Origin of the sequence: Actinoplanes sp. NPDC051470, assembly GCF_040682035.1 — a bacterium.
Classification (GTDB): Bacteria; Actinomycetota; Actinomycetes; order Mycobacteriales; family Micromonosporaceae; genus Actinoplanes.
In genome coordinates this window covers 316,133-329,892 of record NZ_JBFBAA010000003.1, presented here as the reverse complement: position 1 = coordinate 329,892, position 13,760 = coordinate 316,133, and the positions used below count along the sequence as shown (strand labels likewise).

10 protein-coding genes are annotated in these 13,760 nt (G+C 73.3%); 5 read left to right on the top strand and 5 right to left on the bottom strand.

Annotation, left to right across the window (positions count from 1 at the left end; all coding sequences use genetic code 11):
- Both AB0M54_RS08645 and AB0M54_RS08640 read right to left on the bottom strand, forming a co-directional pair.
- On the bottom strand, nt 1-714 hold the full coding sequence (locus AB0M54_RS08645; RefSeq protein WP_364328202.1) for an adenosylcobinamide-GDP ribazoletransferase: 714 nt from the start codon (nt 712-714) through the stop codon (nt 1-3).
- A complete protein-coding gene (locus AB0M54_RS08640; RefSeq protein ID WP_364469922.1) occupies nt 711-2,369 on the bottom strand; it encodes a bifunctional adenosylcobinamide kinase/adenosylcobinamide-phosphate guanylyltransferase in 1,659 nt (552 codons plus the stop codon). The genes AB0M54_RS08645 and AB0M54_RS08640 overlap by 4 nt, the downstream gene beginning before the upstream one ends.
- Nucleotides 2,370-2,513: 144 nt before the next feature.
- Here AB0M54_RS08640 and AB0M54_RS08635 point away from each other — a divergent pair, with 144 nt between their 5' ends.
- Together AB0M54_RS08635 and AB0M54_RS08630 are read left to right on the top strand one after the other, a co-directional pair.
- Entirely contained in the window at nt 2,514-2,711 is a 198-nt protein-coding gene (locus AB0M54_RS08635) for a hypothetical protein (RefSeq protein ID WP_364328208.1), read from the top strand.
- Nucleotides 2,708-3,526 (top strand): site-2 protease family protein, encoded by an 819-nt coding sequence (locus AB0M54_RS08630; RefSeq protein ID WP_364328211.1) that lies wholly within the window; start codon nt 2,708-2,710, stop codon nt 3,524-3,526. The genes AB0M54_RS08635 and AB0M54_RS08630 overlap by 4 nt, the downstream gene beginning before the upstream one ends.
- On the opposite strand, the gene AB0M54_RS08625 is transcribed toward AB0M54_RS08630, so the two are convergent.
- From AB0M54_RS08625 to AB0M54_RS08615, 3 genes are all read right to left on the bottom strand, one after another.
- The gene (locus AB0M54_RS08625; protein WP_364328213.1) at nt 3,523-4,521 is read right to left on the bottom strand and encodes an aldo/keto reductase family protein; all 999 of its coding nucleotides are present in this window, start codon (nt 4,519-4,521) and stop codon (nt 3,523-3,525) included. The two genes, AB0M54_RS08630 and AB0M54_RS08625, sit on opposite strands and share 4 nt — an antisense overlap.
- Before the next feature lie 10 nt (nt 4,522-4,531).
- Entirely contained in the window at nt 4,532-5,881 is a 1,350-nt protein-coding gene (locus AB0M54_RS08620) for a WG repeat-containing protein (RefSeq protein WP_364328216.1), read from the bottom strand.
- Between the two features lie 1,777 nt (nt 5,882-7,658).
- Complete coding sequence (locus AB0M54_RS08615; protein ID WP_364469920.1) at nt 7,659-8,186, bottom strand: pentapeptide repeat-containing protein; 528 nt, start codon at nt 8,184-8,186, stop codon at nt 7,659-7,661.
- Between the two features lie 2,977 nt (nt 8,187-11,163).
- Between AB0M54_RS08615 and AB0M54_RS08610 the strand changes: the two genes are divergently transcribed.
- From AB0M54_RS08610 to AB0M54_RS08600, 3 genes are read left to right on the top strand one after another with little or no spacing between them, the layout of a single operon-like run.
- Nucleotides 11,164-11,991 (top strand): ABC-2 family transporter protein, encoded by an 828-nt coding sequence (locus tag AB0M54_RS08610; RefSeq protein ID WP_364328222.1) that lies wholly within the window; start codon nt 11,164-11,166, stop codon nt 11,989-11,991.
- Complete coding sequence (locus AB0M54_RS08605) at nt 11,984-12,787, top strand: ABC-2 family transporter protein (RefSeq protein WP_364328225.1); 804 nt, start codon at nt 11,984-11,986, stop codon at nt 12,785-12,787. Before AB0M54_RS08610 ends, AB0M54_RS08605 begins: the two co-directional genes overlap by 8 nt.
- On the top strand, nt 12,784-13,740 hold the full coding sequence (locus tag AB0M54_RS08600) for an ATP-binding cassette domain-containing protein (protein ID WP_364469918.1): 957 nt from the start codon (nt 12,784-12,786) through the stop codon (nt 13,738-13,740). Before AB0M54_RS08605 ends, AB0M54_RS08600 begins: the two co-directional genes overlap by 4 nt.
- The last annotated feature ends 20 nt before the right edge of the window (nt 13,741-13,760 follow it).

Genomic DNA, 13,760 nt, shown 5'->3' with positions numbered 1-13,760 from the left:
TCACAGGGCCAGCCCGACCAGCGTGACCGTGGTGGCCAGCTCGACGCAGGCGCCGAGGACGTCACCGGTGATGCCGCCGAAGCGGCGTACCGCATGCCTGAGAAGAAGGACCACGACGAGCAGGGCGGCGGCGACGGCGGCCGGGCCCTGCCACGGCCGGCCCGGCACCGCCCACCAGGCCGCGCCGGCGACGGCGATCGCGATGCCCACGGCCAGCGGCGCCGGGACCGTGCCCGCGACCATCGCACCCAGGCCGTCCGGACGGGCCGGTGGGACGCCGCGGCGGCAGGCCAGCGGCAGGGCGGCGCGGCCGGCGGTCCAGGCCACCACGGCGGCCACCGGGGTCAGGGCGGCGGCCTGAACGAGCAGGGTCAGCGCGACCGCGGCCACCCCGAACGGCCCGATGTCCGGCTTTTTCATGATGTCCAGGGCGTCGGCGCCACGGCGGTAGGAGCCGAGCGCGTCCACCGTGTCGGCCAGCCCGTCCAGGTGCAGGCCGCGGGTCAGCAGCACCGCCACGGCCACGGTCACGCCGCCGGCCACCAGCGGGGGAGCGCTGTCCAGCAGCCACAACAGGCCGGCCAGGACCGCGCCCAGCAGCAGGCCGACCAGCGGCGCCACGCTCATCGCCGTCCGCGCCGCCCGGCGATCGACCCGGCCCGCCCGCAGCGGCAGCACGGTCAGCGTGGTCAGTGCCAGGCGGAGGCCGTTCAATCGTCCGGAGCGTCTTCGCCCAGCGCGGGGTGGGCCGGCAACGAGGAGGCCAGGCCGATCGCGGTACGCAGCACCGGCAGCGCGGTCAGCGCGTTCAGCCCCTCGCCAAGGTCGAGCCCGAGCTGGGTCACCGGCGTCAGCCCGAGCACGTCGGCGCCCTGCTTGACCAGCTCGGACGTGCCCGCGTCGGGCAGCAGGCACCAGTGCCGCACCTGACTGCCCAGGTCGCGGGCGACCAGGCCGGCCGCGATGCCCACCGGGCCGTCCAGCAGCACCGGCAGCCGCTGGGCCGCCGCACCGAGCAGCGCGCCGGTCGCCACGGCCACGTCCGCGCCACCGACCTGGGCGAGGATGTCCAGCGCGCCGCGGGACTCCTGCCGGATCCGGTGCAGCGCGTCCCGCACCGCGGCACAGCGCACCATCCAGGCGTTGTCGTCGTAGGTTCCGCCCGGCGCCAGCACCCGCGGCAGCACGGCCACCGGCTCGGCGCCCGTGGTGGCCGACAGCACCGCGGTCGCGGCCGCCTCGGCGCCCGTGCCGTACGCGGCGATGACCAGGGCGTCCCGGCCGTCCGCGCGGGCCGCCCCGGCGAGCTGCCAGCCGTGCCGCAGGGCCGCCTCGACCGCCTCGGCGTCCAGCACCGGGCCGTCCTCCATGGCCCCGGAATCGGCCGCGCGGACCACCGCCACGTCGGCGCCGACCTGCCCGGCCAGCCGGATCAGCGGACCGGCGCCCGCCTCGGCGTCGGCGATCCGGCGCGCGGCGTCGGCCGGGTCGGAGCCCGCGCCCGCGCCGCCGGCGTGCGTGCCCGTGAGCAGCAGGACGCGGACCGCGGACCAGGGCTGCGGGGTCACGGTCGACTGGGTGGCGGCGGCGAACTCGATCGCCTCGCCGAGCGAGCCGAGCCCGGCGCCGGTGAGGTCGAGGGTGGCCAGGCGGTCGTGCGCGTCGGGACCGGTGTCCTGGTCGGGCATCGGGAGGTCCATGCCCGGCTCGAAGACGACGTCGTCCGATTCTTCCGGCGAGTCGGACGAAACGAGCAGCGCGGGCTGGGTTTCGGCCGGCACTGGAGCGGGCGCCACGACCTTCTGCGCCGGGCGCGGGTTTACGGCCGCCGCCTTGATCCAGGTGTGCTGACCGGCCACGACCAGAGCCACCCGGTCGACCACCGAGGCGAGCGCCTGGTTCGTCGTACCCAGCGCGTCAGCGAAAGCGCGACCGACCGGCGTGGCCGGAACCAGCGACAGCCCCACCTCGGGGCTCACCAGCACCACCCGCCCCGCGCACGCGCGCAGCGCGTCGGCGAGCGCGGCCACCATCGCCACGTCGTTCTGCGGCTGATTGGCCGGGTCGAGCAGTGTCGCCACCCAGCCGCCCAGGTCGTCGATCAGCAGCGTGTCGTCCGGCTTGGCCTCGGCGAGCACCGCCGCCAGCCGGGCCGGGTCGCCGCCGGTCTCCTCGGTGGACCAGGTCTGCGGGCGGCGCCGCTGATGGGCCTCGATGCGGCCCATCCACTCCGGGTCGTCCTCAGCGCCCACGGCGGTCGCGACGTAGTGCACCGACGCCGCGTCGGCCACCAGCTCCTCGGCGAATGCGGACTTGCCGGAACGGATGCCCCCGAGCACCAGCGCGGTGTTCCACCGATCAACGGACATGACCCGTACCTTAGGCCTTGTCTCAAATTCGATCGCGAGGCGGTGCTTCGCGAGGCGAATTTGAGACTTGGCCCAGCGCTGGCGCACAGAGCGACGCCGTAGGGTGGAGGCGCCGTGCAAGGAATAGAACAAAGGGGGCGGCGCATGCCGTGGAGTTGGCGGTACGAGGGCGTCGACGGGCGACCGGTGGCCGGTCCGGCCGAGACGTTCAGCAGCCAGGCCGACGCCGAGTCCTGGATCGGCCAGGCCTGGCGTGAGCTGGCCGCCGCCGGGGTCACCAAGGTCGTGCTGGTCGAGGACGACCGGGTCGACTACGACATGAGCCTGCTGCCGAGCGAATGACCGGTTTTCAGGCGGCCCGGCAGACGCCGCGGAACGCGTTCGTACCCAGCCCGGTCTTCGTCGGCATCCTCGCCCTGACCGTGGTCAGCGGCTGGATGACCTGGACCGGCTTCGGAAACGTCAAGGTCGACGTCTTCCTGATGGTGATCTGCGGCTGGCTGCTGTCGCTGTGCCTGCACGAGTACGCACACGCGATCGTCGCCTTCTTCTCCGGCGATCACGAGGTGGCCGAGCGTGGATACCTGCGCCTCAACCCGCTGAAGTACACCCACCCGCTGCTGTCCATCGTGCTGCCGATCGTGGCCGTGGTCCTCGGCGGCATCGGCCTGCCCGGCGGCGCGGTCTGGGTGAACCACGACCACATCGGCAGCAAGACCAAGCTGTCCCTGATCAGCGCGGCCGGCCCGCTCACCAACGTGCTGTTCGCGCTGGTGCTGGCGGTGCCGTTCCTGGCCGGGCTGGGCCCGGACATGGAGGGCAACGTGCTGTACGGGGAGAACCCGCACCTGGCCTTCTGGGAAGCGCTGGCACTGCTGGCGGTGCTGCAGATCACCGCCAGCGTGCTCAACCTGATCCCCGTACCGGGCCTGGACGGCGGGAACATCCTGCAGCCGTGGCTGAGCCCGCCCTATCAGCGGGCCTACAACCTCTTCGCCCCGTACGGCTTCATGCTGCTCTTCGTGCTGCTCTGGCAGTCCCGGATCAACGTGTGGTTCTTCACCTTCGTCTACTGGGTCGCCGAAGCCATCGGGATCTCACCGGCGCTGGCCGGCGAGGGTTTCAATCTGATGCGCTTCTGGTCGGACTGGTTCTAGGGACGCTTCGGCGGGCTGACCGTCTTGGCCGGGTCGAACTCGGCGATCGGCTGGATCACCTGGTCGATCGCCTTGAGCAGGTCGTCGTCGAGCTTCACGCCGGACGCCTTGACGTTGTCCTCGAGCTGTTCCGGCCGGGTCGCGCCGACGATCGCCGCCGAGACGTTGGGGTTCTGCAACACCCACGCCACGGCCAGCTGAGCCATCGTCAGGCCGGCCTGCTCGGCGAGCGGCTTGAGGCCCTGCACGGTGGTCAGCACCTCGTCGGACATCAGGCGCGAGATCATGGTCGCGCCGGACTTGTCGTCGGTGGCCCGGGACCCGGCCGGCGGCTGCTTGCCCGGCTCGTACTTGCCGGTGAGCACGCCCTGCGCGATCGGCGAGAAGACCAGCTGGCCGATGCCCAGCTCGATCGACGTCGGCACCACCTCGGCCTCGATCACCCGCCACAGCATCGAGTACTGCGGCTGGTTCGACACCAGCTGGATCTTCAGGTCCTGGGCGAGCTCCCAGCCGGCCCGGATCTCCGACGCCGTCCACTCGGAGACCCCCAGGTACAGGGCCTTGCCCGAGTGCACGATGTCGGCGAACGTCTGCATCGTCTCCTCGAGCGGCGTCGCGTAGTCGTACCGGTGGGCCTGGTAGACGTCGACGTAGTCGGTCTGCAGCCGGCGCAGCGAGCCGTGGATGGACTCGTAGATGTGCTTGCGGGACAGGCCGCGGTCGTTGGGACCCGGGCCGGTCGGCCAGAACACCTTGGTGAGGATCTCCAGGCCCTCGCGGCGCTCACCCTTCAGCGCCCGGCCGAGCACCTCCTCGGCGCGGGTGCCGGCGTAGGTGTCGGCCGTGTCGAACGTCGTGATGCCGAGGTCGAGGGCGGCCCGCACGCACGCGGCGGCGGCCTCCTCCTCGACCTGTGAGCCGTGGGTGATCCAGTTGCCGTAGGCGATCTCGCTGATCAGGAGGCCGGAGCGGCCGAGATGACGATGTTCCATGCCTGCATTTCTAGAGCACCGGCTTGGTGTCCGCCAACAGAAGGTCGATCGCGTCCACCACATCCGCCTCGCTGCGGTGCACGGTTTCGATCAGCGGCTCGCCCTCCCGGTCGAGCGCGCCCCAGCGCCCGTCGCGGTCGGCGATCAGGAACGCCACCGGGTGGATCACCAGCGCCGGATGCACCGGCGCCACCACCAGCTGCCCGCGCCGGTCGATCACGCCCAGCCGGTTGCCGGCGTCGACGATGGCCAGCCCTTCCCGGGTGAACCCGTCCACCTGGCGCCCGCCGGTCAGCACGGTCGCGAACCGCTGGTACCGAGGCTGCACCACCGGCCGCGCGTACCGGTCGACCGCACCCCACCGGCCGGCCTTCACCGCCGCGACCCCGTTCCGGAACCGCAGCGCCTCCTCGAATCCGCCCGGCACGACCAGCCGGTTCTGTGCGTCGATGGCGAACCAGCCGCCCCGCTCCTCCCGGGACACCCAGGCCAGCCCCTCATGGAACGGCTGCACCCGGACATATCCCCCGAGAACCGTCCGCCCGTCGGCGTCGACCAGTTCCCAGGCCCACGAATCCGGCCGCCGCGCCCAGGCCAGCCCCTCCGAGTACGCCTGCACCTCGGCCCAGGTCTCGCCGGCCCGCAACGGCTCCGGCGTCACCTTGCCCAGAATCTCGTCCGGCGTCCGCTGGAACGGCCCCCACCCGTGCTGCCGGATCTGGTCGGTCACCAGGTCGAGCGCCAGCGCGGTCCGGTCCGGATCGTCACCCCGGCGCCACCGCAGAGCCTCGTCGAACCGGCTCATCGCCTCCAGGTACCGGTCCTGCTCGAACGCCGACCGCCCCGCCAGGTCCGAGATCTCGGCCCGCAGCCGATCCGGCAGCTCCGGGTCGATGGCATCCTCGAACAGCCGGTCCGCCTCGGTGAAGTCGCCCCGCCACCGCAGCACGTTGGCCAGCCGCGCCTGCACGATCGCCTTCCGCCGCAACTCACCGGTCCGCTCGGCGTGCTCCAGCGCCGCCCGCCCGTCGGCCAGCGCGAAGTCGAGATCCCCGAGCACCCGCGACACCACGGCGCGCAGACTCAGCAGCCGGGCCCGGATCGCGTCGCGCTCGGCGTACTCGAGCTTGTCGGTGAGCCGATCACGAACGGCCCGGAGCTGGTCCGGGTGGTCGGCCATCTCGCGCAGGGTGCCGGGCTTGAACCTGAAGGGGTACGCGGACAACACCTGCTCGGGGTCGACCAGCCGGCTCCGTGGGTCAACCGCTGATTGCCCCACGTTCCGGGCGGAGTCAGTGGTCCCGCCGGCCGCACCCGCCCCGATGACAGCCGCCGCCAACCGCTCCGAAGCATCAGCCACCGCCCCCTCAGCCGCCCCCGCCCCACTCTCTTCCCCGGCGTCGCCGTCCTCCGCCGCACCATCCGCGCCGCCGTGACCGTCGGCGCCGCTGTGACCGTCCGCGCCGCCGTCGCCTTCCGTCCCAGTCTCGCCTTCATCGGCAGCACGGCCCTGGGCGACCGCGGCTACCTCCGCCGAATCCTCGCCCTGGCTGGTCCCGCCGGTCTCAGCCGGCGCGGCTGTGCGTTCCTCACTCGGCCTTGCGTCGTCGCCGGCAGTGCTTGCGCGCATCCCTGCCACCGTGGCGTCGCGGCTGGCCGCGGATTCGTCTGCCCGCTCACCACCCGTGCTCGTCTCCACGGCCGCGCCGGAGTCACCGATGGCGCGCGTCTCCGTGTCCGTGCGTGCCTCTGCCGACGCTCCACCCTCGCCGGCGGGCTTCGTCTTCGTGGATGCGTCCGCGTCGCCTGTCGCGCCGGCCTCAACAGGCGCACCGACCGCGCGCGTATCTCCTGGCCTGCGGGTCTCGTCGGCTGTGCGTGACTCGCTGGCCGCTCGTGCCTCGGTCACCGTTCCGGCGTCGCTGTTCGAGCGTGCCACTCCGGAGCCGTAGCTCGTTTCTTCCGTCTCCGCGGATGCGCCGGCGTCGCTCCCCGCGCCCGCCGAGCCCCCCGAATCCGTCACAACGTCAGCCGCGACCTCGTCGGCCGCACCCGAACTCCCCTGATCAGCCTTCCGCCCCGCCGCCCCCGCATCCGGAGCACCCGAATCCAGCAAGTCTCCTGTGGAACCAACGCTGCCATCAGAACCGCGAGCGCGGCCGGGCGACCGCCCCGCATCGTCCAGCCCAGAGCCACCGCCCCGCGCGGCCTCATCGCTGGCGACGCGGCTACCCGACCCGCCCCCACCCAGCGCCGCAAGCTTGCCGAGCCCTTGCCCGCGACCAGCGCCTCCCAGCCCAACCGCTTCAGACTTCTTCCAGCCCTCGGCCTTCTTCCAGCCCTCGGCATCGTCAGCAGGCGCAACCCGTCCCGCCCCGCCCCGCCGACCTTCCCCAGCATCTCCGCCGGCACCGGTCGAGACTCCCGCGCCCGAACCCCCACGTCCCGAACCAGCGCCGTCCCCACCCACTGTCGCCGCAGAGACAATGCCGTCCGCGCTGCCTACTCCGGCCGCCCCGCCGAACTCGACCGCATCGTCACGCTGGACCGCACCTTCCCGCCCCGCCGCACCTTCCCGGCCGACCGCACGGTCCTGCCCAGCGCCGGCGTCTTGCCTAGCGCTCGTGTCTCGCTCAGCCGTGGCACCTCTCTCGGCCGTCGCATCCCGCGTGGCCGGTGTGCCCTGCTCAGCAATGGCATCCCGCGTGGCTGGGCTACTTTGCTCGGCTGTGGCGTCCTGCGTGAGCGTGGTGTCCCGCCCAGCCGCGGTGCTTTGCGCGAATCCAGTGCCGTCGGTATTCCGTGGCTCGACGCTCTTCAGGTCGTTCCGCCAAGTCGCCGAGCCGCCGTCAATTCCCTCGCCAGGCTCCGTGTCACTCGAGCCCACTTGATCGAGAGACCCGCCGTCGTGCGCGGAGATCGTGTCGTCTCCGCCCTCCTGCGCGGCGGAGTCCGGCTTCTCTTCAGCCGCCGTGGCTGCCACGTCGTCCCGTTCAGGCGGGAAGGTCTTGTCCGCCAGCGACGCGGGACGCTGCATCCGAGCGTCCGTATTCGGCTCGAACCAAGTAGGCCGCTCCTCGTCCTCCGCCGGCTCTTCCTCAACAGGCGCGACAGGAGCAGGCGAAACCGGCTCCGCCTCAGCCGGAGCCTCCGTGGTCTCGGCCCCCAGCCCGCTCATCTTCAGCAGCCAGCCGAGCCCACGCTGCTCGCCATCCTCGTCTCCCGCAGCCTCCCCAGAGGCCGAGCCCCCCGAGACAGGTGCTCCGGAAGCCGGCATCCCCGAGACGGGCACCCCTGAGGCGGGCGTCCCTGAGGCGGGCACCCCGGATACGGGCGTCCCTGAGGCGGGCGTCCCTGAGGCGGGCACCCCGGACACGGGCTTCCTCGGCGCTGGGACGACCGGGTTCGGTGTGGACCCGGGCGCGGCCGACCCGGCGCCGCTGGTCCTGAGCGCGCCCGAAGTGGGTTGCGCGGGACCGCTGGGCGGCGCGGCGGACGCGTCCGAGGCGGGTCGGGCGGAACTGCCGGGCCACGCGGCGGACGCGCCGGAGGTGCGTTGAGCAGGACCAGCCCAGGTGGCGGGTGCGCCCGAGGTGGGTTGGGCGGGGCTTCCGGGCCACGCCGTAGATCCGCCTGAGGTGGGTTGAAAGGGGCTTCCGGGCCATGCCGTGGGTGCACCTGAGGTGGGGTCGGCTTGGTTGCCTGGTCCGGAGGCGGGTGCGGTCGAACTCGGTTGGGTGGGAGCGCCGGGCCACGCGGTCGGAGGGGCTGATGCGGGCGACGGCGCGGCCGGAGAAGTTGGCCTGGGCGGAGTCGGAGGCTGGAAAGCCAACGGCTCGGAGAGTGGGACTCGGGCCGCTGGGGGAGTCCAGGTGGGTTCGGAGTGGGTGTCGAAGTCGTCGGATACGACCTCGCCCTCGATGACCGGCAGGCCTGTCGCCGGGTCGATCACCTCGCCGGAAACCGCGCCCGCCAGCGTGTCGGACGGGTCTGCGTTCGGCGCGTTCCAACCAGATCGCGGTGCCGGGCCGGCGTAGGCGCTGGCGGTGTCGGCGGTCCTGTCCCATGTGGCGGGTGGGCCCGTGAAGGTGCCGGCGGTGTCGTCCCGCGCGGTGGGTGGTCCCGCGAAGGTGCTGGCGGGGTCCGCGGGTGCTCCCCAGGGGGCGGGCGGGCCCGCGAAAGTGCCGGCTGGGTCGGAGGTCTCGCTCCATGTGGCGGGTGGGCTGGTGAAAGTGCTCGCCGGGTCGGCGGTCCTGTCCCGCGCGGAGGGCGGTCCGGAATACGTGCCCGCCGGTTCCCACCCCGGCGGGGTGGGAACCGGCGGGTTTGGCGGTGCGCTGCGTCCCGGTGTCGCAGGAGACGTTGCGCCGGTGGCGCCGGGCGAGCTTGGGCGGGCGGTGCTGGGCGAGGTCGGGTGGCTGGTGTCAGGCGAGGTTGGTCGGGTGGTGCTGGGCGAGGCCGGGCGGGTAGCACCGGGAGAGGCTGGGCGGGCCGGGCCGGCGAGGGTGCTGGCCGGGTCGGCGGATGACGAGTCCCACGCCGTCCGCGGCACGGGTGCGTTGTGCCGTGAGTCCAGGCTGGACGGCCGCCGGTCGACATCACTCGGTGGCCGGGGTGCGGGCGGCTCCCAACCGGTCGGCTCGCCGGCCGGGGAGACCCGGGGGGCGCGGTCGCCAGGACCATGCGCTGTGGGGGTCGGCCGCGAACCCGGGCCGGCCCACGTGTCGGCGGGGTCGGGTGGACCGGCCCAGGTGTCGGCTGGGCTGGGTGGTCCGGCCCAGGTATCGGCTGGGTTGGGCGGGCCGGCCCACGTGTCGGCCGGGCTGGGTGGTCCGGCCCACATGTCGGCCGGGCTGGGCGGGCCGGCCCAGGTGTCGGCGGGGTCGGTTCCGGACAGGGAAGGGTCGGCAATCCCCGCCCACGCCGGCGGCGCTCCGTGCGCCGGACCGAACCCCGAGTCGGGTTGAGACCGTTGCCGGCCAGGCATCGCCTCGCTCGCCGGGTTCGGCCGTCCGGAACCCCCGCCGCGCGGTGCTTCCGAGCGGCTGGGGGTGGTCGGCTGTCCCAGGCCGGCGTCGCGTGGTGCCTCGGGCCGTCCGTGGGTGGTGTCGCGCAGTGCTTCCGGGCGGCCGGCGGCGGGGTCGCGGCCGGGGATGGAACGTCCTGAGCCGGTGTCGTGCAGCGCCTCCGGGCGGCCGGGTGCGGTGTTGCGGCCTTGGCTGGGCCGTCCTGGGCCGGCGTCGGTCAGTGCTTCCGGACGGCCGGGGGCGGTGTCGCGGCCGGGGACGGGACGTCCTGGGCCGGCGTCGGTCAGTGCTTCCGGGCGGCCGGGCATGGGGTTGCGGGCTGGAGCCTGGCGGCCGGGAACGGGGTTGGCGGGCGGCGCGGGTCGGGTTGGTGGTGCTTCGGGGGGTGCGCCGGCCCAGGTGGTCTCGGGGGTGGTGTCGGCTCGGTTCCAGGCGCCGGCGGGGGACTCCAGGGGGTTCCAGGCGGGTTCGGGGCCCTGCTGCTTCCAGGCGGATCTTGGCGCGTCCCAGGACGGGCGGGTGGGTGCGGGGCGGCGGTCGGGGCCGGCCAGGGTGGAGGCGGGGTCGGCGGAAGGGTCCGTCCATCCGGGTGGGCGGGTTTCGGCAGCGGGTCGTGCGGGGCCGGAGACGTAGGGGCGCGGGCCGTCGTATGACCGCGGCGGCTCGGGGTGGGTCGGCGGCGCGGGCTGGTCGGGGCGCCTCGGGCCGGGGCGGGTGTCGCGCGACTGACCGTGGAACGGCGCCGGCATGTCCTGCACGGGAGGCGGCGCGTCCCGGAAGGCCGGGCGCACGTCCTGTGGCACCGGGCGGGAGTTGTCGGCCGCCCGCGGGGCCGGCCGACCGGCCGGCGGGGCTGAGGAGGGCGCAGGGCCGTGGCCGCCGGGCGGGGCGGAGAAAGGCACGGCGCCATAGCCGGAGGGCGGTGGCGAGGACGGCGTCGGGCCGTAGCCGGGCGCCGGAGCGTGGCCCGGGGGCGGCCCGTAACCGGACGCCGGTGACGGACCGTAGCCGGCGGGAGCCCCGGACGACGGCCGCGCCTGGCCGTAGCCCGTACCCGGACCGTGCCCGCCCGGCGCCCCGGGAGACGACGGCCGGCCCTGGCCGTACCCGTTGGGCGGCCGTTCAGTGCCATACCCCGCGGGCTGCGGTCGCCCGGACCCATAGGGGTCGGCGGGACGAACCCCGGGGCCACCGTCATACGGCTGGCGCTGCGGCGGCACCGGCCCGCCGCGTCGAGGCAGCGGATCGCCGGATCCGTATTCGTTCCACTGAGGACCCGCGGACCCAGGATGTTCCGGGTACGCCGGCTCCTCCGACCCGGCCTCGTAGATCGGCGTGTGCACGGCCCGGCGGCGGCGCCCGGGGTCGCCGGGATAGCGCTGACCCGGCAGCGGCTCCCATTCCCAGGTGATCTCGTAGAGCCAGGCCGGCTCGTCGTCCCAGCCGCCCGCGCCCACGTGGGAGCTCCAGCCGTTCATCGGGCACCTCGGCCCGATGGTTGGCGACGCTCTGTCACGGCGGGCTCCACCTCAAAGGAAAAGCGCGGTGGCGAGCCGTGCCACCGGGGTACAGTCGCCCGGCTCCACTGCGGGGGTTTGGGAAGGAGCGTATCGACGTGGACCGGCTCGACGCCAGGGAGGGCGTGGTCACGTTCGGTGCACTAGCTCGGTCGGGGTTCCGGCGCTGGTCGACCTATCGGCAGGCCACCATAGCCGGTGCGTTCACGAATGTCGTCTTCGGCTTCCTCCGTTGTTACGTCATTCTGGCCGTTGCGGGCGCGACGGTCAGCGGGACCGCGGCCGGATATGACGTCGCGCAGCTGGCCACGTACGTCTGGCTGGGTCAAGGGTTGATCAGTGTGGTGGGGATCTGGGGCTGGACGGAGCTGGCCGACCGGATCCGCACCGGCGAGGTGGCGGCCGACCTGTTGCGCCCGATTCCGCCGGTGGTCAGCTACCTGGCCGCTGATATGGGGCGTTTCGGGCACGCGGTGCTGACTCGGTTCGTGCCGCCGATCGTGGTCGGCGCGATCTTCTTCCCGCTGTACGTCCCGCAGCGCCCGGGCACGATCCCGCTGTTCGTCCTGTCGATGCTGCTGGCCTCGGTGGTCAGCTTCGGGGGCCGGTTCCTGGTGAACGCGACGGCGTACTGGCTGGCCGACGCCCGCGGCCCGATCGCCCTGTGGACGCTGTCGACGGGCGTGCTGGCGGGGCTGTACTTCCCGCTGCGGCTGCTGCCGGACTGGGCGGCGATTCTGCTGTACGTGGCCACCCCGTTCCCGAGCGTGCTCCAGTCGCCGGCCGACGTGCTGGTCGAGCGGGACGGGCCGCTGCTCCAGTCGGGGCTGGTGGCGGTTCAGGCGATGTGGGCCGTGGGCCTGCTGGTCGCCTGCTTCAAGGTCCAGAAGCGGGCCGAGCGCAAGCTGGTGGTCCAGGGTGGGTGACCAGGCCCGGGCGTACGCCCATCTGATCGGCGGCCAGTTCCGGTCGATGGTGTCGTACCGGCTGTCGTTCCTGGTCGAGATGATCTCCCACTCGCTGACCGTGGTGCTGGACATCAGCACGGTCCTGGTGCTGTTCGGCGCCGGCCGGCGGGTGGGCGGTTTCACGCTGGAGGAGGCGCTGCTCGTCGCGGGGCTGTCGTCGGTCGGGTTCGCGCTGGCCGACCTGCTCGTCGGCAACGTCGATCACCTCAAGACGTACGTCCGCAGCGGCCTGATGGACGTGATCCTGGTGCGTCCGCTGGGTTCCCTGTGGCAGCTGTTGTGCATGGATCTGCCGTTCCGCAAGGTGCTGCGGGTGGTCCTGGCGGGCGTGGTGCTGGCCATCGCGGTCCGGCTCAACGACCTCGACTGGACACCGGCCCGGGTGGTTCTGCTGGTGGTCACCCCGCTGGCGGGGCTGGTCTTCTTCGGCGCGATCTTCGTACTGAGCGCCAGCCTGGCGTTCTGGTGGGTGGACTCGGGCGAGATCGGCAGCGCGTTCACCTACGGCGGGCGCGACTTCACGACGTACCCGGTGCCGGTCTATGCGGCCTGGTTCCGGGCCGTCTTCGCGTACGCGCTGGGTTTCGGTTTTGTGGCCTACCAGCCGGCGCTGACCCTCCTGGGCCGCACCGATCCGCTCGGCCTGCCCGCCTGGGCCGGTTACCTCTCACCGCTGGTCGCGCTGGTCGCGGCCGCCGTCGCCGCGCTGGCCTGGCGTGCCGGCATCCGCCACTACCGGAGCACCGGATCATGACTGTCATCGAGATGCGAGACCTTCGAAAAGACTTCGCGGTACGCGTACGGGTGGGCCGGTTCCGCCGTCGAAAACGCACGGTGCCGGCCGTGGACGGCATCGACCTGACCGTCGACCGGGGCGAGATGGTCGGCTACATCGGCCCGAACGGCGCCGGGAAGTCGACCACGCTGAAGATGCTGACCGGCATCCTGACCCCGTCCGCGGGCGCCGTGACGGTGTGTGGGCTGACCCCGGTCCCGCAGCGTACGAGGCTGGCCCGCCGCATCGGCGTGGTCTTCGGCCAGCGCTCCCAGCTGTGGTGGGACCTGCCGCTGCACGAGTCGTTCACGCTGCTCCGGCACATCTACCGGGTGCCGCCGGCCGACCACGCGGCCCGGCTCGCGCGGTGCCGGTCGCTGCTCGACCTGGACCCGTTCCTCGACACCCCGGTGCGCCAGTTGTCGCTCGGCCAGCGGATGCGCGGCGAGATCACCGCGGCCCTGCTGCACGGCCCCGAGGTGCTGTTCCTGGACGAGCCGACGATCGGCCTGGACGTGGTCAGCAAGCAGGCGGTCCGCGGTTTCCTGGCCGAGCTGGGCGCGACCGGCGACGTCACGCTGATGCTGACCACCCACGATCTGGCCGACATCGAACGGTTGTGCCGCCGCCTGGTCGTGATCGACCACGGTCACGTGGTGCACGACGGCACGATCGAGGACCTGCACGCCCGCTACGGCTCCCGCCGCCGCCTGGTGGCCGACCTGGACGCGCCCCTGCCGGCGTCGTTCGCGCTGGCCGGGGCCACCCTGGCGGCCACCGAGGCGGACGGCCACCGGGTGTCGTTCACGCTCGAGTCGGCAACCGCCGCCGAGGCCGTGGCAGCCCTGATGACCGCCGCCCCGGTGCGCGACCTGTCCCTGGTCGAGCCGGACATCGAGGACGTGGTGGCCCGCCTCTACACCGCCCGCTGACCCCGGTTGTCGATCCGCCT